Raw genomic sequence first — 24,054 nt, forward strand, 5'->3', positions numbered from 1 at the left:
GGGTTTGGGGGCAAAGCCCCCAAGTCTTCACCTCCCCACCTTAGATTCAATACACTACCAACCTGCCCACCCGCACCGATCGCAACACAATCAACCTTGCTGAATAGATAGGAACGAATTGCTGATTAGAACACCTGCCTTAAAGCAACCCAATGCCCCAACAAACCTCATACATGTATTCAGCAACGCCAAATGATAAAGCTCTATCACCGTGCCTCTGCTGATCACCGTGCCTCTGCTTTGAGAAACAATGCCCTCTCCGCACTTCTGCGCCGCACCAACCCTGCCAACACCCTGCCGCCTGCTTTATTCCAGCGCGGAAACTGATCCGCCGCACCCCGATAATCGCTTCGGTTCAAAAGTCGCAGCAGCGTTGACCCCGCCAAAGCACCCTGCCCAACATTGTACGTAAACGACACCAACGCCGAAAACTGATTTGAACTGAGCGGTACTTTTACTAACCGCCGCACATGGTTTTCAAACCGTCTCAGGTCTTGCCGCAGCAACGCCTCTCCTTCCGCCCTGGTGATAACCTGCCCAGCCCGGACATCCGCTCCAGTATGCCCGTAACCAATCGTCCAAACGCCGACCGGATCTCGGTAAGCCTGCGATCGAAACCCCTCAAAATTCTTAACCAGGTTCAACCCCTCCTGATTAATTTGCCCCGTTCCTCCCGCTGGATTCGCCGGAATATTTGGTGGAGTGGGTGGCTGCGGTTGACCGGGAATAGGAGCGGTGACATTATCGGCGCGAAACGTCTCCTGCCATGTCTTTGGCCCTACAATACCGTCTGCAACCAATCCCTTTTCTTGTTGAAACTGACGCGTCACCCGTGCGCTTTGCGAGCCATAGAAACCATCCACATCAATCGTCCAACCCCGATCCTTCATTCGCTGTTGCCATTGCTGCACATTCACATCATATTTCAACGGCTTTCCTGGCTCATACTTCAGCAAATAGCCAGGATAGGCCACTTCTGATGCCGTTAACGCACTGGTTCTTGGCATTGGTGATTCAGCCACCGGAGCAAACAGATCTTCAGCACTGTTGGGCTTGGCGTGCTTCTCTGATGGGGCGATCGCCAGAGCCGAATCCGATTCCAACATATCCCCCACTCCTAACGTTGCCGTATCCTCAGGCATCCCCGTCAAAACATCTACCTTCCTGCCAGTGAGGGATGTATGGACAGGAGCCGGACTGCCAGCCAAACTGGGGCTTTCAGCCGAGTTGCCGGAACGTGTAAGTGAGGTGTTGTTGCGATCGCCAGTAAACCGTTCCAAATGCATGGATTTAAATACACCAGCCACACCAGGTTCTACCTGACGCACCGATGAGGATAACTCAATTTCTGGTGTAAAGCTGTTCTGGCTGGCGATCGACCCATCTGCTCGGATTGCAGCTACAAGATCTGTCTTGGTGTAACCAGCCGTTGCATTGTTCAAAAACGAGGTAACTGAAAAGATAGATTGTAATGCCGTTGATTCATTAGACGAGAGAGTTCCAAACGTCTCCATACTCAATTCTCTTGGATGCGGTAAGTCAAGGTATACAGCTTGAAGCAAAGGAGTGCCTTTCAGCCAGATAAGTTGTAGACGTGACCCAGCGACGACCGTTCCCAGAGGGATAGATAGAAGCGCATCTACCAACTAACTGGCTGCTACTGCCCGACATCATTTCAGTTGAGTCTGTATCCGGTGATTTATCTGGAGGTGGGCACAGTGCCAAACAAGAGCAATGACAATAAGAAATCGCAGCCGAACAAGCAAATCCAACCAACGACCACCGCAGCGGTTGCTGACTGCCCCACCTCCCTGGCTCCACCAATGGTCGTTAAGCCACAGCTACACCCTATTACCGACAAAATTGCTCCAAAAATACAGGACTTGACTGTAACTGCAATGAGATCGTCGATCGTGAGGAAATTACGAACTGACAACAAAAACACGGCAGGCGGTTGACCATACAACAACGCCGCCGCAACGATGCCACCCATAATTCCTACAACCATGGCAACGATCGCCACAACAGGCAGCATGAGACAGCAGGCCACAATTCGCGGTGTGATCAGGTAGTCGATTGGATCGGTTCTCAGCATTCTGAGCGCATCAATTTGTTCACTGATTTTCATCGCTCCAATTTCCGCCGCAAATGCTGAACCGACCTGTCCAGTCATGACGCTGGCCGTTAATACAGGGGACAACTCCCGGCAAAAGGCAAGGGCAAAGGCTCCACCAACGCCCGCGATCGCTCCAAAGCGGGAGAGTTCGCGAGCCGTTTGTACCGTGAAGATCATTCCTGCAAAGCCATTGACCAACAAGACGGCATAGAGTGAAGCTGGCCCAACGGTGTAGAGGTGAACAAGCAAATTACGCCAATGGAGCCGTCCCTGTAGCAACCGAAACAGGACTTGCCCTGCGAGCAGACAGGTCAGCAATGTTCGTATTAGCGGGCGACTGCCAAACAGCAAGCGAATCTGTTTGATGGTCAGTTTTTTGAACGAATGGAGTGTATGCAGCAGTGGATTGCTTTCACCTCCCTATTCCAGAGCATTGCTAACTTAACATCTTGCTGGAGAATTAAATATCGCACCCACTGCAAAAGAACCTGATCAGGTTTCTACAAATACGGAGAGAACCGAGTACCAGATGCATAAATGGCCGATTTTGTTCCATTTAGGCGATCGCCCATCTATTCCCTAAGAGGCGAAGGATTGCAACCGCTGGTCAAGCTTGGAGGCCAGGGATTGTAGCGAAGTTAAGGGAGTAGCGCGATCTGGATGAATCACAAATACGGTGTTCAATGTAGCGTCTCTGCGAAAAATGGCAATATCTGTCTTGCCCAAATCGGCAACGGTTCCTCGGAACCCGATCGCGATATTGCCCACCCCCGACAAATCCAAAAATTGTAGGTCTTCTGGTTTTTCTTGCCCTAACACCTGGGTTAATGCCTCCGGATTGCTTAACATAGCATCCAGAAACGCGATACCCAGTGGCGAACCGGGCTGATTGTTTTCCACAATGTGATCAATTGGTACGGACGAGACACACACAATCTCTGCGATCGCGGCTTCTGAAACAAACGCGTTTCCAGGTTGCTCTGAAGGATTGCAGTTGCCAACGGCCGCACCTGAATACACCGCAAATCCGGGTGGCAAATCGTCTAGCGTCAGCAGGTTTGTGGGCAGGTTTGCTCCTAATGCGGGTTGGGGAACAGTTGAAAACGACAGAAAAATACTCACCATCACCAATAAAGCGACGACTAAGCTGTTTAGTCTATTGCGACTTCTGTTGCAACTTAGTCTATTGCCATGCTGCGATCGTCCTGGCTCTGGTTGGATCATTTCAGCCATTTGCTTCCTTGCTACCCATCCGTTCTCGTCCACAATTGACATTGCTAGTTCCCGCTTAAACGCTGCTGCTCCGCTTGCTCTACCGTAGACCATTTTAGCGTTCACAGGTTTAAGCTCTGCTGTTATCTCGGCGTTGCTGAATCATAGTATGAATTTGCCCCCCATCAGGGCAGCACGTTAGCGCTTCTGATAATTGGCTGACAGTTTTTGATACGAACGCGATCGCATTGCCATAACCGTCACGATCAGCCCAATCAGCCCGGTTACTGTAAATAAAAGCGCAATCCCTCGATCGGTTCCAGTTCCAAACCAGCTACCGAGGAGATCTACACCAACCCCGGTTGTCATAAAGGGGATGAATATAAATTGCGCGATCGGCCCAATCATAAAAGCCGTGAGAGGGGCGGCAGATTGCTCAATGCTTTGGGCAAACCCGAATACTCGCCCCTGGCGCTCAGGTGGTATTACCGTTTGAATGATGGTTTGCTCTGCCGCTTCAACCACCGGAATTAAGCACAGGTAAATAAATAAGCCGATCGCCAGCAAGAGGATATAGGGCTGAATCGTAAAGAAAATGGAAACAATCCACATGACAATATTGGACAGAAATAGCGTTCGCAGTGGGCTTTTTCCCAATCCTATTCGGGCGACCGCTAACCCACCGACAATGAATCCTAAACTTAAAAACCCCCACAAAATGCCCCATGCTTGCACCGATACGAGCGACAAACCATAGGCATCCATCAGGGAAATAAATACGCCACCCAGGAAATTGTTGAAACTGTTGAAAAAGATGAGCGCAAACAGTCCAGGGATAAGACGGATCACTCGAATTGTGCCGCGAATATCAATGGAGTGAGGTTGAGCGTCAGTGTGAAGGATTCGCGTTTCGGGAATGGACAGCGTCCATAGATGAAGCATGGCCAGAAGGGTTATGCCAATTGCGAAAACAAGCATCCAAAACATGCCAAGAAAGCCGATGACCAATCCGCTAAAGATAGACGCAACCAGGAATGCTACACCATTCACTGTGCCAACCAAACCGTTTGCCTTATCCCTTTGATGCTCAGGAATTAAGATCGTTACCAGCGTTGGAAGTGCGATCGTTCGTAGATTTCCAGCGATCGCCCCTATCAGTGCCAGGATGATGAATATCCAGAGAACAATACTGCCAGGATCAGTAAAGACAGAAGAAGGCACCGACACAAAAATAAGATAGGCAAGCAGATATAAAATCAGAGAACCAATGCTGGAAAGCATCATGGCTGTTTTCTTTTTATACCGATCCACCAGAGAACCGAGAAAAAAACCGGAGATAGCGACAGTCGCCAGATACACCCCCGCCATCACTGATGTTGCCAGCACTGACTGGGTTTGCAGATACACCCAAAACGTGACCGCAAACCAAACAAAGGTATTGGTTAATGATGCCACTAGCGAGTTCACTAAAATAGCGTAGAAACGGTTCGTCATGCGTTCTATCCTCTGCGTGGGGATGGGGGGTATGAATTCTATTCACTGAGAGTCGGCTGCCGCATTACGTAGAGCGGGGAGCCAGTTGGCTGTTCATAGGACATGACAGAAAACCCTTGAGTAGTAGCAGGTGAAACAGTGCAGGTAAGCCCGACCAACTTGCAGTGTAATACAAATAATACAATTGTAGTTTATTTAGATCCTTGACTCAACCGTTAGTAAAGTTGACGACGATTCTCTAGACTGAAGACGGGTGCGCTAATGGCTCAAGCTGTCATGGTGGCCGCCTGATTCAACGTGCTAAAGGAGTCTCTGATGACAAATATTGACACCCGTTCCGTAACGGTTCAACCGATGGATCAGTATAACCAAACGCTGGTTGCGAACCTTCATCCCTCGAACTGGGTAAACCCAAAACCAGCTTCCCGTTATAATCTGGTTGTCATTGGAGCCGGTACCGCTGGGTTGGTCACAGCCGCAGGAGCGGCTCTGGTCGGAGCTAAGGTGGCTCTAATTGAAAAACATTTAATGGGTGGAGACTGTACCAACACAGGCTGTGTTCCCTCCAAAACCTTGATCCGGTCTGCACGAGCCGTAGCTGATGTGCATCAGGCTCATCGCTTTGGTGTCTCTGTTCCCGATGGAACTCACGTTGATTTTGCCGCAGTGATGGAACGGTTGCGCCAGGTACGAGCGACCATCAGCAAAAATGACTCCGTTCAACGATTTTGCGAGATGGGTGTTGATGTATTTTTAGGGCAGGCTCATTTTTCCGGTTCAGATACGGTGGAGGTGGCTGGACAATCCTTGCGGTTTAAGAAAGCGGTGATTGCCACTGGGTCACGCGCGGCTCAGCTACCGATTGAGGGGTTGGCCGAATCGGGATACCTCACTAATGAAACGGTTTTTTCGTTGACCGAGTGTCCTAAACGCCTGAGTATTATTGGCGGTGGCTACATTGGATGTGAATTGGCGCAAACCTTCCGTCGGTTAGGTGCAGAGGTGATCCTGCTGCAAAAAGGATCTCGGTTGCTTGCCAGTGCCGATGCCGATGCGGCTCAAATCATTCAGCGGCAGTTTGAGCAGGAGGATATTCAGGTGGTGTTAGATGCCAAAACTACGCGCATCGAACGCCATGGAGCCGAAAAGAGAATCTACTACCAGCGCAATGGTCATGAAGAAACCATTGTTGTGGATGAACTGTTGGTTGCCGCTGGGCGATCGCCCAACATAGACGGGTTAAATCTGGAGGCCGTAGGAGTCAACACCGATTCAAAGAAGGGCGTTCTGGTCAATGAGTTTCTGCAAACCTCGAATCCGCGTATTTATGCCGTTGGGGATGTGTGTATGTCGCAGAAATTTACCCATGCAGCAGACGCAGCGGCTCGACGAGTAGTTCGCAATGCGCTGTTTTCACCCCTGGGAATTGGGCGACAAAAGCTCAGCCAGCTTGTGATACCCTGGTGCGCCTACACCGATCCAGAAATTGCCCATGTGGGTTTAAGCGATCGCGCCATTCAACAACAGGCCGATCAAGTTGAAACGCTGTTTGTTTCTCTGGATGATGTCGATCGGGCGATCGCTGACGGAGAAATTCACGGGTTTGCCAAAATTCACCTCAAAAAAGGGAGTGACAAAATCCTGGGAGCAACGGTGGTTGCTCGTCATGCTGGCGAAATGATTAATGAAATTACGCTGGCGATGACCAGAAATTTGGGACTGGGAGCGGTCGCCAACACGATCCATCCCTATCCCACCCAGGCTGAAGTGATTCGCAAGGCAGCAGACGAGTACAGCTTCAGTCAATTTACGCCGTTCATTAAAAAACTATTTTCAACCTGGCTACAGTGGCAGCGATAATCTGTTGTTACACCGGGTTAACTGACACGCACCCATTTGTCGCCTTAACCAACCGTCTATTTATGTGTATTGGTGAACGGTTTGCCGAAGCGGGATTTGAATAATGAATTCGGTTCCTGCACCGGGAGTTGAGAAACACTCCAGCTTGCCGTGATGTTTTTCTGTGATAATTTGGTAGCTGATCGGCATTCCCATTCCCGTGCCTTTTCCAAGCGGTTTTGTGGTAAAGAAAGCATCAAAGATGCGTTTTTGCGTCTCTTTGGACATACCAATTCCGTTATCGGCGATCGCCACTTCTACCCATGAATCGTTGATTAACGCTGTCCGAATTGTAATTTTCGGAGCGGGTTGGGGGTGGGATGAAGATTGAGTCGAGTTCAACTCAGCGCCAGGAACTGGAACCTGAGAAGTGCTTTCCAGTGCATCAAGGGAATTCACCAGGATGTTCATAAAGACCTGGTTGAGCTGTCCGGCATAACATTCTACAAGCGGTAGTGCAGCGTAGTCTTTGATCACCTCAATTTCTACTTGTTCAGGATTGGCTTTGAGGCGATGTTGCAGAATCAGCAGGGTGCTATCAATGCCTTCATGAATATCGACCGCTTTGAATTCTGCTTCGTCCATCCGGGAAAAGTTCCGTAGCGACAGAACAATTTGGCGAATCCGCTCTGTTCCCAGTTCCATAGAAGCCAACAACTTTGGTAGATCATCCTGCAAAAACTCCAGATCGATGTCTTCCACAGCCGTCTGGATTGCAGGAGCCGAGTCAGGGTGGTGCTGTTGATACAACTGCACCAGTTTCAACAAATCGCTAACATACGTCTGCACATGGCTGAGGTTGCCATGAATGAAGTTCACTGGATTATTAATTTCGTGAGCCACACCAGCCACAAGCTGACCCAAACTCGACATTTTTTCACTTTGAACCACTTGAGCTTGAGTGCGCTGCAGTTCCTGTAAGGTATTTTTGAGTTCAGCCGTGCGTTCTTCTACCCGATCTTCCAATTCTGCTTTGCTTTGCGCCAGTGCTGTAAATGATGTTCGCAGTTGTTCTGCCATATGGTTAAAAGACTGAGACAGGGTATTGAGTTCTTGAAGCTGACTCATTTCTACTGTCTGATCCAAATCACCCGATGCCATTGCTTTACTGGCTCGATTTAAGTGAAGAATCGGGCGGGCAATCCAATGGGAGGTGAATGCACCCATAACTGAAGCTGCAACCAATGCGCCCAGGCAAAGCACGATCGTGGTGCGTGTGTTTGCATTGATTTGCGTCATGAATGTGTGTTCTGGCAGACTCGTTACTACGAGCCAATCCAGGCCATACTGATCCTGCCAGGGGTTAACATCAACAAAATGCCGTTCTCCCTGCACCTTGAGCTGAAAGTGGGTCACCTCGGTAATGGACTGAAATCCGTTGGAGGCTTGAATTTGTTGGGCAATGCTTTGAATGACCGGATTAGCGCTGTCGATCGCCTTTATTCGTTGAGCTTCCTCGTTAACCAGAACAAAGGGCTTCTCGATGCTGGAGTTAGCAATGAGGGTGCCGTCCCGCTCCACAATAAACACCTGTCCAGATTCGCTGATGGCCAGGTTGCGTAAGAAGTCGCTCAGCTTCAGCAGATGAATATCTGTGGCGATCATGCCTAGCAAACGATTCTGCGCGTCATAGATAGGACGACTGGCGGAGGCTGTGATGTATGGACCCGTCGGAAAGTTTGCAGTTACAATCTTTGCCCAAATGGGTTTGCCTGCTGCAATGGGGTCGGTGTACCAGGGTTCGCTGAAGTTATCCCAATCCCAGCGACCATTCACTTGAGTGCGGTTACCCTGGTCATCAACGGCATAGTTGGTCACGTTGTTGGGCAGGGTTGCAGTCCATTCTTCAACCGTCGTTGTTTTGCCATCATAACGAGCGGCTCCAAGCCCCTCCCCTGTGACTAAGCCAATGCCGATGAAGGTCAAATCATACGCCTGCATTTGATCCCAAAAATACTCGCCTACTGCTTTGCGATCGCGCACATCCAGCATTCCTCGACGAATGGCGTTTGCATTGATCTGGTTTAGCGTTTGCGGAATGGAAAGATAAGAACTCAAGTGTTCGTTGACGACATCACCGGTGCGATCGATCAACTGCTGTGCCAGATCATTGACTGCTTTTTGCCCATTCTTGAAGGACAAATAACCCACCAAACTGACAGCTCCAACGGTTTGGAGAACGAAGGGCACAACCAGAACAATTTGTAATGGAAATGCCTTACCTTTACTGAGATGACGCATCTTTGTCAAAAGGATGGCAGAACAGGGACAGTTACATCAGGCCAGGTAGTTGATCGGCTGACAACTTTCAATCGCCCTCTCCTATGTCTGCCTTGCAGAGGTTTAAGGAAAGGACGTTAAACGTCAACTTTGATCCTTAACCGCTTCGCTCCTGTGTGGCAGGAGAAGGCGTTAAGGCTTCAATTCGTCAATCAGGCTATGTCAATCAGGCTATATAGATCTAAGGTGCCCATAATGCCATCGGATTAACAATTAAAGCGGTCTTGCTTGCGCTCCTCCGACAAGCTACAAACGTTCACGGCAACAGGTATTTCTCTTAACCATCACGTCTTAGAGGATGTTTGGAAGTAAGGGCGTAGCATTCGGTAAATAGCCCTTGAAATAGACCTCAGGCGGATTGCCCGTAGATTGTGCAGGGGATGCTACGCTCCTACGGATGTCGGGCGGACTACCAATTAGACCTCATAAAGCATTCTCTTTAGAGCCGGTTGAGACAGCGCTTCGCAAATGTCATTTCACTCAACGCTGTCCTCAGCGCAGGTTAGTGGTACAGAAATTTTGAGATATTTGCTGGCAGGTGATGGCTGGAGGAGGGCGATCGCCGCAGGAATCACAGTAAAATCATTCAAAGTCTAGACTCTTTCGATCCCCTATCCCAATAGGATGCACCATGCCAACCTATCGATCTAAAACCTCTACACAGGGACGCAATATGGCCGGTGCCCGCGCGCTCTGGCGCGCCACCGGAATGCAAACCGAAGATTTCGAGAAGCCCATCATTGCGATCGCCAACTCCTTTACCCAATTTGTACCCGGCCACGTTCACCTGAAAGATCTGGGTCAGTTGGTGTGCCGTGAGGTTGAAGCCGCTGGTGGTGTCGCCAAGGAATTCAACACGATCGCCGTAGACGATGGCATCGCTATGGGTCATGATGGGATGCTCTACAGTCTGCCGTCGCGCGAGATCATCGCCGATTCGGTTGAGTACATGGTCAACGCCCATTGTGCCGATGCCCTGGTCTGCATTTCCAACTGTGACAAGATTACCCCTGGAATGTTGATGGCCGCTTTGCGGCTTAACATTCCTGCCGTATTTGTTTCTGGTGGCCCGATGGAAGCGGGCAAAACGAAGCTCTCGGAGCACAAGCTGGATCTGGTGGACGCTATGGTGGTGGCCGCAAATGACAACGTTAGCGATGAGGTTGTCGAAGAGTATGAGCGCTCTGCCTGCCCAACCTGCGGCTCTTGCTCTGGCATGTTCACCGCCAACTCCATGAACTGTCTCACCGAAGCGATCGGCCTCTCCTTACCCGGCAACGGCACCGTACTCGCCACCCATTTCGACCGGAAGGATCTGTTCCTTAACGCTGCACGTACCGTTGTCAGCATTACCCGCCGTTACTACGAGCAGAACGATGAATCCGTACTGCCGCGTTCGGTGGCTAACATCAAAGCGTTTGAAAATGCCATGATGCTGGACATTGCTATGGGCGGTTCCACCAACACCATTCTGCACTTGCTGGCTGCGGCTCATGAAGCCGAGGTTGACTTCACCTTGGCCGACATCGATCGCCTCTCGCGCCGGGTTCCCCAGTTGTGCAAGGTGGCACCAAACACTCCCCAGTATCATGTCGAAGATGTTCATCGTGCTGGCGGTATCCCCAGCATTCTCGGCGAACTGGATCGTGCCGGGTTGCTTCACACGGATGTGCCGACGGTTCACAGCCAGACGCTAAAGGAAGCGCTCGATCGTTGGGATGTTATGCGTACTGATGACGAAGCCGTTCACACCTTCTTCAAGGCTGGCCCTGCGGGGATTCCTACTCAGCAAGCGTTCAGCCAATCGACCCGCTGGCCTTCACTCGACCTGGATCGAGAAAATGGCTGTATCCGCAGCATCGAACACGCTTACAGCACGGAGGGGGGGCTGGCTGTACTCTACGGCAACCTGGCTGAGCGCGGTTGTATTATTAAGTCGGCAGGTGTAGACGAAAGCATTCATGTGTTTGAAGGCCGAGCGCGCATTTATGAAAGTCAGGATGCTGCGGTCAAAGGAATTTTAGGGGATGAAGTACAACCGGGTGACGTGGTGGTCATTCGGTATGAAGGGCCGCGCGGTGGCCCCGGGATGCAGGAAATGCTTTATCCGACCAGTTACCTCAAGTCCAAAGGGATGGGTAAAGTTTGTGCATTGTTGACCGATGGCCGCTTTTCCGGCGGTACGTCGGGACTCTCGATTGGTCATGCTTCTCCGGAGGCGGCGGCAGGTGGCAACATTGCCCTGGTTCACGATGGCGATCGCATCCTGATTGACATTCCCAATCGCAGCATCCATGTGGATCTATCGGCGGAGGAATTAGCCAACCGTCGGGTTGCTATGGAAGCTAAGGGTAAAGATGCCTGGAAGCCTGAACAGCCCCGGCAGCGTCGGGTAACAGCAGCGCTCAAGGCGTATGCGCTGTTGGCAACTAGTGCCGATCAAGGAGCGGTACGAAACCTGGAAATGCTTGAGTAGAGCAGCCTCTCGACGAGTGCAAGCTTTTTAGGGCAAACTATCATGCTCATGCAGTCGCGGAGTTCTGCAATTGATGCCTCAATGCATGGGTTTGAGCAGTTTTTGGCGTTGCTGCATGAGCGTCTGAAGCCTTGGAAACGTCCTGTCTTTAACGGCCTCCGATTCTCTACTATTGGGGACTTCAAACCGCTTCTGGTTCAAAGTCCCCATTTTGCTGAATGCCCTTCCGCCTTGGCATCGGCTCAGTCGAATGCTCACATCGAAGCCCAACGCTGAGGCTTGAGCGCCTGTGGCAAGTCATTCCAGGAACATCTGAACCTTCAGAGTTCTTAAACTGGGTAGATTTGGAAAGCGATTCAAACCATGATCTGCCAATGACTCATTTACTTAGCAATGTCTGACGTTTCGACTCAACGAATTTCAAACAGCGGTAGCTGGAGCAGCCTCTTTGTCCAAGGGAATTGCTGCTGGTTCCTCATCGGCCAGGCGCTCGTTAAGTTCTGCAACTAGATTCTCTCCACCCCGATGCGCTTCCCACTCGCCTGAATCCGACTGACCAATACTCCATTTGCCAGACATAAAATCTGCGTCTACTGCAATAGCGCCTGTATAGCTCACTAAACTGAGCGACGTAGTAAGATACCGCTTTGTAAAGCTAATAGTAAGTCCACTGACTTCACCTGTAATTTGCGCCTCTCCTAAGTTGCCGTCATCTAAAATCCTACCGGTGAGCGTGTTGCCGCTTTGAACCAGAGTGGCTTCAAACCGGGTAGGAGATCCCGCTTGCCAGTAGGTTCCAAGCCAAGTGCCATTTACATCCGCCATTTGAGCACCTAAGAACAACAGAGATATTGCAAGAATATACTTGCAAGCACTATGCCAGTATAGGCGGAGTGCGATCGCGATACATCTTACTTAGGTGTCTAGGTTACAACAGATAAAGTACAGATGAGTGAATCAACTGAACAAGAGTGAATAAGAGAAATGCTGCCCTACTTTGACCGTGTTCCAATTTGGTTCGAGCTAAAACCGTTTTTGTTTGGGCTGGCGATCGCTGGCTTAGGGTTTGTCGTGGCACAGCTTTCAAATCATTTCACCTATCAGTGGTTACACTCTGACGAAAGAGCAGATGAAACGGACGCGACAAATGATGAGGATGAGACGGGTGAACCATAACAACCTAATCATCATTGATTGAATCTGGCTTTTTTCCGGACTCCCAACGGTATAGCCTCGGCAACTGAGCTAAATCGAGGCCGTAGTTTACGCTCCATACAACGAGTTCTAGCATCAAAATAGCTCGTACCCAGACCAGATTTGATCCGGGTTCAATGAATCCCAAGCCTTCATACAATTGCCAGAGGCGATAGGGCACATAAAGATAAGGCACCATAACCCAGGTGACCGAGCGAAATCGCCGCAGCGTCAACCTTTCGCTAATAATTTGTAGTGCTAGAATAATAAAATATGATAGGAAGACGACCAGGACTCCTGAGTAGTGCTGTCCAATGCCCCACCACACCAGGGCAAGCAACGGCGGAAATACTCCTAAAATTTGAACCGATGTAAACCAAAGTGTGAACCATTGGGGCAATGGTTTGGGTAATTCGTAAGCTTTTGCACCTTGCCATGCTCGACCCGCGATCGCCAGAAATGCAGTGGCGATCGCCACAAACAGGAGATCTCGCAGCAGAATGTTGGTGGTGATATCAAAAACAATCATAAACTTATTATCCCATAGGGGGTTTCGGCTCATCACCTGCCTTCCGTGGTTCCCACTTTCTGCACTTTAACAAACCCTGCCCTTATAGTAATGGGCACCATTGCCCCCTACGTTTGAGTAAAAGGGTGTCTGCGTCGCTCCCAACCCTTTGCAGCCTTGAGCCTGTTATTATGAAACGATCGCATTGAACGGTGCGATCGCTCGTCTTTTATCTGTCGTTACCTGTTGCTTTTATACCCATCCAGCAAACCATCGCCAAGATTATCTGGGCAGCAGAATTATCTGGGCAGTGAGCGGCGAAAATCAATTAAACCTAACTGAAACCATTCCTAGTGATGACTGCAATTCAAACAAAACCAACGTTACTGAGTGCCACTCTGCAATCTACCGCGATCGAGAACCGCCCTGCTCAGGTGGCCTGGACACTTTTTCGAGTGGTGGTGGGCTTACTGATGATCCATAACGGATTTAGCAAACTGGCAGACGTGCAGGGGTTTGCCAGCGGGGTTGTGAGTTTTATTGGCTTACCTTACCCCGTTTTCTTGACCTACTGTGCGGCCTACGCTGAAATTGTCAGTTCGATTCTGCTAGCACTTGGATTATTCACGCGGCTCAATGCTTTGATCCTGCTGTTTACCATGCTGATTGCGATATTCTTTCACCTCAAAAAAGACGGCTGGCAAATTTCGCCCTTGGAAACGGCTTCCCTGTATGCCCTGTGGTTTGGCTTCTTCCTGACCAATGGCGGTGGTTTGTTCTCCCTCGATACGGCGATCGCAGGTTGGCTGAGGAAATCCTCATCTCCGTAAAGTAAACTGGTCGATGGTGATTGGGGTACTTACATCGTCGCTGTAACGAGGGGCAATCGGGTCGAATTCGAAGCCTGAAACAACGTAAATCTGTTGCTTAATAGAGGCAAATCCTGGCATGTTGAACTTGAGTAGTACAAAAGTTTAATTGAAGGCCTTTGTCCTGTAACAGTTTCAGCTAATTGCCCCATATCGCAGCTACGCTGCAATCATCCCATCTGGCAAAAATAGTGTGACTACACTGGATCTAATCCATCTCATGATCGGGCATCAACGCTTCAGCGGCTTGAAATCGTTTGACCTTAGTGCTTATCAGTCCAATCACAATGATGACAATGGCAGTCAGTGTGTATAAAAGTGCAATGCCGCTACCCATTCCTGACCCTACCATTGCTCCAAATGTTGAAGCCAGCCACCCTTCCGATCGCATCAGCGGTTCAAACACCCGATCGGCAAGCAATCCTGCACTGAGTCCGGCTGAGACTTCAATCACGATGCCAATCAGGTAATCTGCTGCAAAAACTCGTCCCTGAAGGTTGGGCGCAACTTTGGCATACCATACCGCCATGTAGGAGCTAAACACTAATGGGCTGTGTAGAGATGCCCCAAACCGAGCGATCGCCCATATCCCAATTCCTCGTCCTAGCCCCAACACCAGTTCGCTTAAGCCAATGCCGATAAAGCCAACAATCATTCCTGAAGTGCGACGACGAAATCCACCCCCAATGCTCAGAGCGATCGCGCCGACAACCCCTCCCACCCCTGACGCTGCTACAACAATGCCTAACGTCTCAGCATTGCCACCTGTTCTTGCCAAAATCATTGGTTGGTAAAGCACTTCGCCCATTTGATTGAGAAAGGCGAAGGAGGACATGATGATGACCATTGCCAACAAACTAGGCTGAGCGGCAATGTAGCGAAACCCAAAGGTTGTCTCTTGCCAAAGCTTCTTACTCGTCTCTTCAGTGCTGGCGTTCAGCGTTTCTCTCGTTTGCGGAATCGGCACCAGAAATAGAGTCAGCATAGCGATCGCAAATGTCGCCATGTCAATTGCAGTAATGCCTAATAGTCCTACCCTTGGATAAAGCAATCCGGCTAAGGCTGGAGAGAGAATTCCGGCAGCATAGCTCACCATCATACCCAGACTACTCGCACGAGTATGGTGTTGTTTTGGAACAATTAAGGGAACCAGAGTGGAATAGGTGAGGGATTGAATATTTCCGAAGCAACCAATGATGGCAGCAATCAAATAAATATGCCAAAGCTGTAATGCCTGAACGGCTGCCAGGATACCAACGGAGAGGGTGCAGACCGCCGCCGCCGTATCGCTGACAATTAATAGGTGTTTACGCGAGATGCGATCGACTAGAATGCCTGCAAACAGAGATATCGCAATCTGCGGTAGTTGATAAAAAACGAGGATGAGAGCAATCGCCGTTGCTGATTCGGTTTGCTGCCACACCCATAGGGTCAGCGCAAAGTAGGTCATGCTGCTGCCAATGGAAGATGCCAGTTGACCCAGCCAAAGGATAATAAAGGTACGCACGGTTACAGGAAGTCAACCTTATTGAGTGGGCAATAGCTGTCGCTGAAGTTCATTGAGGTAGAGATCAGTGCCAACGGGGCCCGGTAAACCTAAACAAAGGTAGGCAGGAATGAAATAGACTCGTCCGGCTTTACTAGCATCCAAGGATTGGGCGATCGCACTCTTTTCCCATGCCTGTTGAAAGCGCATGAGTTGGTGTTGCTGGAAACGGTTAGAATCGGTTGAGCTACCTGCAACCGCAAAATCAACCCCAAATAGCATTACTAAATCTGCCTGGTTCATTTGGGGAATTTGCTCCAGGGAGATCGGCACAGAGGCTTGGAGTTGAGCAGGATCGATCGCGGGTGGATAAACCAGTTGAAATCCCAAATCCTCTACCAGAGCAGCACAGTAGTTTTCTTGAGGGGTGAATAAACGAACTTCGGTCATGTCTGTTGAAGACAGCATCAACACCTTGGGATGAGATGCTACAACCGGGGCAAGGCGTTGTCGTGCCTGGTCTACTGCTTGCTGCATCTGGGTTAGGGCTGTGTCTGCCTGTGTAGATCGGTTCAACGTTGTAGCGATCGTCCGTAAATTTGTTTCTGTATCAAACCAGTCGAGTAGTAACGTCGGCGCAATTTGGGCAAGCGTGGCATATTGTTCATCTCCAAGGAAGCTGGGACCCAGGATTAAATCGGGCTTGCTTCGCAGGAGTGCTTCTAGATTGGGCGTGTAGTCTATTCCCACATTGATAGGTTGGGTAATAATGCGATCGCCCAAATAGGGAATTTGCACGGCTGGATTGTCATAATCCTTGGTGTGAAACTGAATGTGGTCGGCAAAACCAACGGGCTGTACCTCTAAAACCAGCAACAGTTCCAATAGATTGGGACCCAACACCACAATACGTTCTGGCTGTCCGCAAACTTCAGTTTTTCCCATTTGATGGTCAACGGTGCGACAATCCGCCGTTGTGGTTGTTGGGGCTGGCTCTTCAACTGAGGAATCGATCGCACCACAAGCCCCGATCACGCTAGTCAGAAGTAGGGCAATGAGCCATCCTCGAACAGAGTGGTACTTAATCATAGCGTGATCCTGAATATCTCCTATTTACCGCTTAAAAACTGACTGAGACTGAACCAATCACCGACAACGGCTCTCCGGGTCTGATTCCCGTATTGCGGTTTGTGCCACTGGCACTGGTGATGTAATTCACGTCAAATAAGTTGTTCACATTGAGAGCGAATCGCCAGTTATCACGCCGATAGAACAGTGCCGCATTCGTCAGGAAATAATCGCCCAACTCAAAGTCATTATCGAGATTGCCAAAGCGGTTGCTGACATAGTTCACACCTAAGCCAAAACCCAATCCTTGCAAGTCACCCGATTGAATGGTGTAGGTTGACCACAATCCCGCACTATGTCTTGGGGCATTCACCAGACGGTTGCCAATGGGAACAACATTATCCTCAGTCACCCTGGCATCTGTGTAGGCATAGAAACCAATGACATTCCAGCCTGGTAAAATCTCTCCAATGGTATCCAGCTCGATTCCCTGACTGCGCTGTGCTCCAGTTGCCGCCGATGCTCCTGTGAGAGGATCAACCACTGTTGGCACATTTTGTTTAGTGATGTCAAAAAACGCTAATGTTGCGAGCAAATTGCCGTCAAATAGTTCTGTTTTAGCGCCGATCTCAAATCCTTCTGATGTTTCGGGTTCCAGAAAGTCTCCATCAACACCTTGAGCAAAATTGGGCACAAACGATCGAGAATAACTAGCGTAGAGCGATACATTGTCTAAAGGACGATACACCACTCCCAAACGCGGACTCCACGCTGTATCTGAACGTCTGGTGTCTTCGGCGACGTTTCGGAAGATAACGCTGTCATAACGCAATCCACCGACAAGAGTGATAGCATCGCCAATCGAAATCTGATCTTGCAAAAACACACCGACGCGATCGTACTCCGTATCAAAAGGAGCAAAGGGAGTAAGGCCACTCAAATCGGGTCGGGAGACTAAACCATACTCCGGATCAAAAATATTGAGCGGTGCCGGAGAATTAAGGTCAACGCGGGTAAAGACCTCATCAAACCGATTAAAGTTCAGATCAACTCCAGCCAAAAGCGTATGGTCGATCGCGCCTGTGGCAAATTCTCCCACTACATTGGTCTGCAACGAGTAATCGTCGGATCGATAGCGGCGATCGGCAGGAAAGCGAGTGACTGTTCCTGTGGCATCATCCACCGCAAACGGCAGAAACGTTTCTAAATTGTAGTCCTGAGCAACATAGCGAAAGGCGTTGCGTAATGTCCAATCTTCATTGAATTGGTGCTCCAGGTTATAACCAATTGTGAACGATTCAGTACGGCGGAAATCATCTGGTTCATTCACAATCCGACCAGCGGGAACATCCGCAACCCGATCGCCAATGGCAACCAACCCCGTATCGAAGGGGGATTCGTCATCTAAGTATTCTAGCGAAACGGAGAGAGTGGTGCGATCGCTAATATCCCAGGCTAAAACCGGGGCAATAAAGAATCGCTCATCGTCGGTATCAAAGTCACGGAAACCATCTTCTCGCTGATAAACAGCATTCAATCGATAGCGGAGTGAGGCATCTGCCGTCAATGGCCCGGAAAAATCCAGGCTCGGACGAATTAGCCCAAAACTCCCTGCCTGCAATTGCAGCTCATACGCTGGTTCAAACAGAGGTTGCTCTGTCACCAGATTGATAATTCCCCCCGGTTCATTTTGACCGTACAGAATCGAAGCAGGGCCTCGTAACACTTCAATCCGCTCCAGGTTTGCCGTTTCCTGAACTCCCAGGTTGTTGTAAACCCGAAATCCATCACGTAAAACTGGACCATTGGAAAAGGTATCCGTTGAAAAGCCCCGTAGTGTCAGAGTTCCCCCCGCTCCAAAGGCATCCAGGCTACCCACCACACCGCTGACATTTCGCAACGCCTCATCCACTCGTAAAATTTGCTGGTCTTCCAGAATCTGGCGCGGAATCACCTGAACTGACTGGGGTACATCCAGAATCGGGGTATTGGTACGAGTGGCGGTACTGGCATCAGGCGCGAAGTAATCACTGCCCTCCTCCGCACCAGAGACGACAATCTGAATGGCATCCGCTTCTGCTGAAACTGCGATCGCATCACTGGGAACAGCATTCACAATCAGTTGAGCATTTTCGGTACGGAGATCAACAACAGGCGGTGCATCGGTTCCTGTGATCGCAATCCGTACCCGATTGTCGGGCAGACCGTTGATGTTAACCAGAGCGATCCCGTCTGCGGGTTGAGCGGCTGAGAACTCATTGCCTTCTGGTAATGCCAGTACTGCATCAGGCAGATCGACAATCAGCGCATTACCGACCACAGTCGGTTCAGGCGTGACGAGTTCACCCGTCGTTTGCAGCGTCAGTTCAATGCCTCCTTCGCTTGAGTCAAGCTGTATCCCTGTGATTTGCACGATTGAACCTTGAGCAATTTGCGTCAACCCTGCCTCCACTGTTGACGGAACCTGGTCATTCGTCATTTGCCCTGGTTCAGAGGTTTGTAGCTGTGCCAATAACCATTGACGATTCACCAATGACGATCGCGGTTCCTGCCCCTGAGCGACTGCCGCTGTCCCTATTACCCACACCAGTCCCGTCATTAACCCAGCGGACTGCCCCACCCAAACGCTCCACTTCAACTTCATGCCAAACCCTACACCACAAATAATAATTTTTCTCAACAACCAATGAGGAGATGATAGGGGGTTCGAGACCTGATTTTCTTTGTGAAATTGAAAGGTTTCTTTGTTAAATGAAGTGTCTGCCCCTTTAATTGTGTTTTCCAAGTTGAAACGCCTTGGGGTTGATCCCAAATCTGCGGCGAAAGGCAGTGCTGAAGGCTTCTGGGTTACAATATCCCACTCTTGCGGCTACGCCTGCAATCGACAGATCAGAATTCAGCAACAATTCCTGAGCAATTTGCATTCGATGGTGATGCAAATAACCAAAGGGCGTTGTGCCAAACACTTGATGAAACCCCTGTTTCAGCCGATATTCACTAAGTCCGGCCTGTTGCGCGATCTCCGCCAATGAAGGGGGATGACTAACATTGCGAACTAACTTATCTTTGGCAGCATGAAGCTGTTCTAACTCATGGGGTGACAAACGCCGCGATCGCTCCCTGGAGGATGGCTCCTCGGTCCATTGGGAAAACTGCAACGCCAACAGCTCCAGAGCCTTGCTCTCCAGATACAACTGCTGCGTCAACCCCTGATAGCAAGCGTGCAAAATTTGTTGTAACACCTGATTCATGGCGGCTGTCGTTCGTCCCAGAGGATGGTGAAATCGCCGAGTCCCATATCCCTTTAGCAAACGCTGAAGCGATTGAGCCAAACCGATTTCATTCGAGTAAAAGGAGCGAAAGTAATCAGCAGGAGCATAGACCATTACCACCTGAATCATCTCGTCGGATTGCCATTCCTCTACTTCGGTCAAATCCGGCAGGTAATAGAGATAGTTGTAGCCTGGAGTCTCTATATAATCCGATTCGACCTCCGCCACACCTTTGGTTTTGACCCTGGAGGAACCCGATATATAAAACTTTGCCGTTAATGGAAAGACCGAGTCATGCTGCTGTTCTAAGCTTAACGGCTGCCGCAGTATTGCTTGACGAATATGAATGGTGAGTCCGTTCCGCAGATGAATACAGCGATCGCCTCCGTTCCCCAAGATGCTGGGCAGGTTGGTTTGTGTCTCAAACGCCGTTCGTTGATGGATGATTTCCCCTTGTTGTTGGGCGCGTTCTGTCAGTGCTTGAACGTCTGCCAGGGTGAGGGCGATCGCAGAGTTAGATCGCTGAGTCGTTGTGCCCATTACACGAGTTTTTGAAGAAATTGCCATCCCGCCATCCAAATTGTTTTATTGCTATTAACTCTCATTAAGTTGGGTGCTTTGTCAAGTCAGGTGTTCAATTTGGCGATGGCATTTATACAACCCGTTTGACACCTTGCGGGGCTGAATTACAGCCATTTTCAGTTGCATTCACCACACTTCAAACCCTACACCCCACACCTATCTTGGCGAGACTGTGGCTGACTCGATTGAGAACTGCTGTAAGGTAAACGCAAGCCTCTACTCTAGCCACGCTCAGGTATGGCTTCAACTCCTCCTGGCATGGTCTTTTCCAAGAACTGCAACTATCCAATAACGCCGCTACCCGCCAGTAGCGATCGCTTTTTTTCTGACCCCTATTCCTATCATGGCATGTCTATAAATGTCATTTGTTCTGTCACGTAACCTCGACTCTAATGTTTGTGGGATCAGAATTTGCAAACGGTGGGTGATGGTGAAACAGTTCAACCATCGCTTAGCAATCCTCTCCGGGCGATCGAGGGTGATTAAACTACACAAGCTAGCAATTATCCCTGATGCAATCTTGCCTCTCTGCTTTTGCGTCCGATTGGGACACACATTGGTGTTCCAGCCACAGGATCGGCAACAATCCGGCTCTCTAAGCCAAACACTTCTCGCACCATTGCCTCAGTCATCACTTTAGTCGGAATTCCCTGAGCGTAAATACATCCCTGCCGCATCGCCACCAAATAATCGGCATAGCGACAGGCTTGATTCAAATCGTGCAGCACCATAACGATTGTCCGGTTCTGAGTTTGATTCAACTCATACAGCAGATCCAGTACTTCAATTTGATGCGCCAGATCGAGAAATGTAGTGGGTTCATCCAGCAGCAGAACGTCTGTATTTTGTGCCAGGGTCATGGCAATCCAGGCGCGTTGTCGCTGTCCCCCTGAAAGACTATCAAGTGGGCGATCTGCCAACTCTGCCACACTCGTAATTGCAAGGGCTTGTTCAGTGAAGCGTTCGTCCTCCTGTGACCACTGCTGCAGCCAACCCTGATGGGGATAACGCCCCTGTGCCACCAATTCTCTGACGGTTAACCCTTCAGGAGCAACTGGACCTTGAGGCAACATTCCCAATCGCTTAGCCACTTCTTTGGTAGACAGTTTAAAGATCGAAGCGCTATCCAGATAAACCACGCCAGCTTTCGGCTTAACCAACCGCGCCAGTCCTTTAAGCAGGGTGGATTTTCCACACCCATTAGGTCCAACCAGTGCAGTGATTCTACCCGCTGGAATTGCCAGATCTAAGGCTTCAATAATCGTGGTGTCTGCATAAGCCAGGCTGAGTTTGCGGGTAGTGAGAGCGCTTTCAGTGGAGGTATCGGTCTTCATGTATTGCGATTACGATAGAGCAAATAAAGGAAGTAAGGCGCACCTACAACAGCGGTAATCACGCCACAGGGTATTTCGATCGGCGCAAACAGCGATCGCCCCAATAAGTCAGCTAGTGCAACGATAAGCCCACCCACCAAAGCAGCAGTAGGAATTAATCCTTCATGGGCATTGCCAACCAGTTGCCGCGCCAGGTGAGGAGCCATCAGCCCTACAAAGCCGATTGTGCCAGCAGTCGCCACACTTGCTCCAGACAGCGCCACACAGGTAATGAGTAACAGAGCGCGCTGCCATTCTACCGAACTGCCCAAGCTCCGCGCCACCTGATCTCCCAAATTCAACGTATTAAGTTCTCGTGCCAGAAGCAAGGATGCTGGAATAAACACAACCAGCCACGGCAATAACGCTTGCACATGCTCCCAATTGCGTCCATACACACTTCCGGCTAACCACACCAACGCCTGACTCACATCATAAATATTTCCAAAGGTAATCATTAGAGTGGTGAACGCAGACGCGATCGCCCCCACGCCTACACCGACCAAAATCAGTCGAATTGGCGCACTGCCCTGCTCCCACGCTAACCCATAAACCAGCAATGCCGCGATAGCTGCGCCTGCAAAGGCAGCGATTGGCAAAAAGAGTATAGGAATGGAAGGAAACAAGACAATTAGAGCAACTGCTGCCAATCCTGCTCCTGCCTCCACCCCAACAATTTCTGGAGCAGCCAGGGGGTTACGAGTTAGCCCTTGCAAAAGGGTTCCGGCGATTGCCAGTGCGGTTCCCACCATAAAGGCAATGATGACGCGCGGCAGCCGCAGGGTGTGAATGACAAAAACATAGTCAGAATTACTGCTTTGTAATCCTAGAACTGTTTTGACCACGTCCAGATGTGGAATAGGGTATTCTCCATAGCCAACGCTGATCACCATAACGATCAGTGTCATGATCAGCAGTAGCAGCAGTACCAGGGGAACTCGCCGATCGATCCGAAACGACAACCGGAGTGAATTGGATCGAATAACGAACCAGGAGATTTTCATAGTAGAGGATTGGTGCAGTGGAACGCCTCTCATTGTTTTACCTTTGAGCGAGCCAGATAAATGAAGAACGGCGCACCAATCAAAGCGGTCATGATGCCCACGGGAAGTTCTTGAGGTTTGATCACCAAACGTGCTGCCAGATCGGTTAGGGAGAGTAACATTGCACCCCAGATCGCAGCATAGGGTAACAACCATCGGTAATCGGCACCAACCCAGAACCGCACAATGTGAGGAACGATCAAACCAATAAATCCGATCGGCCCTGCCAGGGAGACTGCACTTCCAGCCAGCAAGACAACTACGATGGCGGCGATCGCCTTCACCCACCCGGTTCGCAATCCCAAACCTTTAGCGACATCTTCTCCCAGTGTCAATGCTGTAATTTGCTTGCCGAGGCTGAAGGCAAGCACCAGACCAATCAGAATGTAGGGAAACACTTGCACCAAATTATTCAAGTCTCGCCCTGCGACTGACCCGGCTAACCAGAAGCGAATGTCATCGAGAGTACGCTGGCTGAGAATCAAAATTCCCGTCGTCAGTGCGGCCATCAGATAGGAAAGCACTGCTCCTGCCAGAATTAGCTTCAGGGGAGTGATGCCCCTGCGCCCGACTGAACCCAATAGATAAACTGCAATTGCAGCGATTGCTCCTCCAGCAAACGCTATCCAGGTATAAGACTGAACAGACAAACTGCCAAACATAAAGGTACTGGCAACCACTGCAAGGGCAGCCCCGGCACTGATGCCCAAGATACCCGGATCTGCCAGCGCGTTTTGGGTTAGTCCTTGCATCAATGATCCCGCAACCGCCAGTGCGGCTCCGACTGATAGGGCAATCAACGCACGCGGTAAGCGAACGGTTGTGATAATCAAATGATTGGTTGAACCATCAAATGCAACTAGTGACTGCCAAACCGTATTGGGCGTAATTTCTGCTGCACCCAGAGTAATGCTCACTACAAAACATAAGGCAAGTAGTAAAATGCCGACTATTAGCCCCAACAGTCGCAAGGAACGCGATCGTTTAGGTGAAACGGATGGTTGATGTAGCTGAGCTTGAGACTGAGGCATGATTACGGTCGTTGTGTAGCAATTCCTGACGTGGCTTCAAGCAGATGATCTGCCGCTGTTGACTTACGCCTCGTTGCTGAAATCAAATTATTTCACAAAATTGGTTCAGTTGTTGCAAATGTATCTCAAGAGAGCGTAAGCTTATTGGAGA

19 protein-coding genes and 1 pseudogene are annotated in these 24,054 nt (G+C 50.0%); 5 read left to right on the plus strand and 15 right to left on the minus strand.

The features are described from left to right. Positions 1–224 precede the first annotated feature (224 nt). The 5 genes and pseudogenes from IQ268_RS33480 to IQ268_RS18650 form a co-directional block, all read right to left on the minus strand. Positions 225–659: a lysozyme gene (locus tag IQ268_RS33480; protein ID WP_370584683.1), complete on the minus strand. Its 435-nt coding sequence runs from the start codon at positions 657–659 to the stop codon at positions 225–227. A gap of 114 nt (positions 660–773) precedes the next feature. After that, positions 774–1,514, minus strand: a pseudogene (locus IQ268_RS33485) (peptidoglycan-binding protein); the annotation flags it as partial. 185 nt (positions 1,515–1,699) lie between these two features. Beyond that, entirely contained in the window at positions 1,700–2,473 is a 774-nt protein-coding gene (locus IQ268_RS18640) for an MlaE family lipid ABC transporter permease subunit (RefSeq protein WP_193882539.1), read from the minus strand. A gap of 222 nt (positions 2,474–2,695) precedes the next feature. Beyond that, positions 2,696–3,454 carry a hypothetical protein gene (locus IQ268_RS18645; RefSeq protein ID WP_193882348.1) on the minus strand — a complete coding sequence of 253 codons (759 nt, stop codon included), beginning with the start codon at positions 3,452–3,454 and terminating at the stop codon, positions 2,696–2,698. A gap of 72 nt (positions 3,455–3,526) precedes the next feature. Continuing rightward, complete coding sequence (locus IQ268_RS18650; protein ID WP_193882351.1) at positions 3,527–4,822, minus strand: MFS transporter; 1,296 nt, start codon at positions 4,820–4,822, stop codon at positions 3,527–3,529. Between the two features lie 315 nt (positions 4,823–5,137). Here IQ268_RS18650 and IQ268_RS18655 point away from each other — a divergent pair, with 315 nt between their 5' ends. Beyond that, positions 5,138–6,682, plus strand: coding sequence for a mercuric reductase (locus IQ268_RS18655; protein ID WP_193882355.1), 1,545 nt, complete (start codon positions 5,138–5,140; stop codon positions 6,680–6,682). A gap of 60 nt (positions 6,683–6,742) precedes the next feature. Here IQ268_RS18655 and IQ268_RS18660 read toward each other — a convergent pair whose 3' ends face one another. After that, complete coding sequence (locus IQ268_RS18660) at positions 6,743–8,962, minus strand: ATP-binding protein (RefSeq protein WP_193882358.1); 2,220 nt, start codon at positions 8,960–8,962, stop codon at positions 6,743–6,745. A 670-nt stretch (positions 8,963–9,632) separates the two neighbouring features. Here IQ268_RS18660 and ilvD point away from each other — a divergent pair. Next, entirely contained in the window at positions 9,633–11,477 is a 1,845-nt protein-coding gene (gene ilvD, locus IQ268_RS18665; RefSeq protein WP_193882361.1) for a dihydroxy-acid dehydratase, read from the plus strand. 42 nt (positions 11,478–11,519) lie between these two features. Beyond that, positions 11,520–11,753, plus strand: a complete 234-nt coding sequence (locus IQ268_RS18670) for a hypothetical protein (RefSeq protein ID WP_193882364.1) — start codon at positions 11,520–11,522, stop codon at positions 11,751–11,753. A 144-nt stretch (positions 11,754–11,897) separates the two neighbouring features. Here IQ268_RS18670 and IQ268_RS18675 read toward each other — a convergent pair whose 3' ends face one another. Then, positions 11,898–12,302 (minus strand): hypothetical protein, encoded by a 405-nt coding sequence (locus tag IQ268_RS18675; protein ID WP_193882367.1) that lies wholly within the window; start codon positions 12,300–12,302, stop codon positions 11,898–11,900. Positions 12,303–12,461: 159 nt separating this feature from the next. On the opposite strand from IQ268_RS18675, the gene IQ268_RS18680 reads away from it, so the two are divergent. Next, positions 12,462–12,653, plus strand: coding sequence for a hypothetical protein (locus tag IQ268_RS18680; RefSeq protein WP_193882371.1), 192 nt, complete (start codon positions 12,462–12,464; stop codon positions 12,651–12,653). 4 nt (positions 12,654–12,657) lie between these two features. Here IQ268_RS18680 and IQ268_RS18685 read toward each other — a convergent pair whose 3' ends face one another. Then, entirely contained in the window at positions 12,658–13,200 is a 543-nt protein-coding gene (locus IQ268_RS18685; protein ID WP_193882543.1) for a hypothetical protein, read from the minus strand. Between the two features lie 335 nt (positions 13,201–13,535). Here IQ268_RS18685 and IQ268_RS18690 point away from each other — a divergent pair, with 335 nt between their 5' ends. Continuing rightward, positions 13,536–14,009 carry a DoxX family protein gene (locus IQ268_RS18690; protein ID WP_193882374.1) on the plus strand — a complete coding sequence of 158 codons (474 nt, stop codon included), beginning with the start codon at positions 13,536–13,538 and terminating at the stop codon, positions 14,007–14,009. Positions 14,010–14,256: 247 nt separating this feature from the next. On the opposite strand, the gene IQ268_RS18695 is transcribed toward IQ268_RS18690, so the two are convergent. The 7 genes from IQ268_RS18695 to IQ268_RS18725 all read right to left on the minus strand — a co-directional run bounded on the left by IQ268_RS18695 (position 14,257) and on the right by IQ268_RS18725 (position 23,903). Beyond that, positions 14,257–15,555, minus strand: coding sequence for an MFS transporter (locus tag IQ268_RS18695; protein WP_193882377.1), 1,299 nt, complete (start codon positions 15,553–15,555; stop codon positions 14,257–14,259). Between the two features lie 18 nt (positions 15,556–15,573). Next, positions 15,574–16,623 (minus strand): iron-siderophore ABC transporter substrate-binding protein, encoded by a 1,050-nt coding sequence (locus IQ268_RS18700; RefSeq protein ID WP_193882380.1) that lies wholly within the window; start codon positions 16,621–16,623, stop codon positions 15,574–15,576. 31 nt (positions 16,624–16,654) lie between these two features. Then, the gene (locus tag IQ268_RS18705; protein WP_193882383.1) at positions 16,655–19,246 is read right to left on the minus strand and encodes a TonB-dependent receptor; all 2,592 of its coding nucleotides are present in this window, start codon (positions 19,244–19,246) and stop codon (positions 16,655–16,657) included. Between the two features lie 124 nt (positions 19,247–19,370). Then, positions 19,371–20,441: an AraC family transcriptional regulator gene (locus tag IQ268_RS18710; protein WP_228035505.1), complete on the minus strand. Its 1,071-nt coding sequence runs from the start codon at positions 20,439–20,441 to the stop codon at positions 19,371–19,373. 518 nt (positions 20,442–20,959) lie between these two features. Then, on the minus strand, positions 20,960–21,790 hold the full coding sequence (locus IQ268_RS18715) for an ABC transporter ATP-binding protein (protein WP_193882386.1): 831 nt from the start codon (positions 21,788–21,790) through the stop codon (positions 20,960–20,962). Further along, a complete protein-coding gene (locus tag IQ268_RS18720) occupies positions 21,787–22,833 on the minus strand; it encodes an iron ABC transporter permease (protein WP_193882388.1) in 1,047 nt (348 codons plus the stop codon). The genes IQ268_RS18715 and IQ268_RS18720 overlap by 4 nt, the downstream gene beginning before the upstream one ends. Positions 22,834–22,862: 29 nt before the next feature. Next, positions 22,863–23,903, minus strand: a complete 1,041-nt coding sequence (locus IQ268_RS18725) for an iron ABC transporter permease (protein ID WP_193882390.1) — start codon at positions 23,901–23,903, stop codon at positions 22,863–22,865. Positions 23,904–24,054: the final 151 nt, after the last annotated feature.

It is taken from the genome of Oculatella sp. LEGE 06141, assembly GCF_015207605.1.
GTDB lineage: Bacteria > Cyanobacteriota > Cyanobacteriia > Elainellales > Elainellaceae > Oculatella.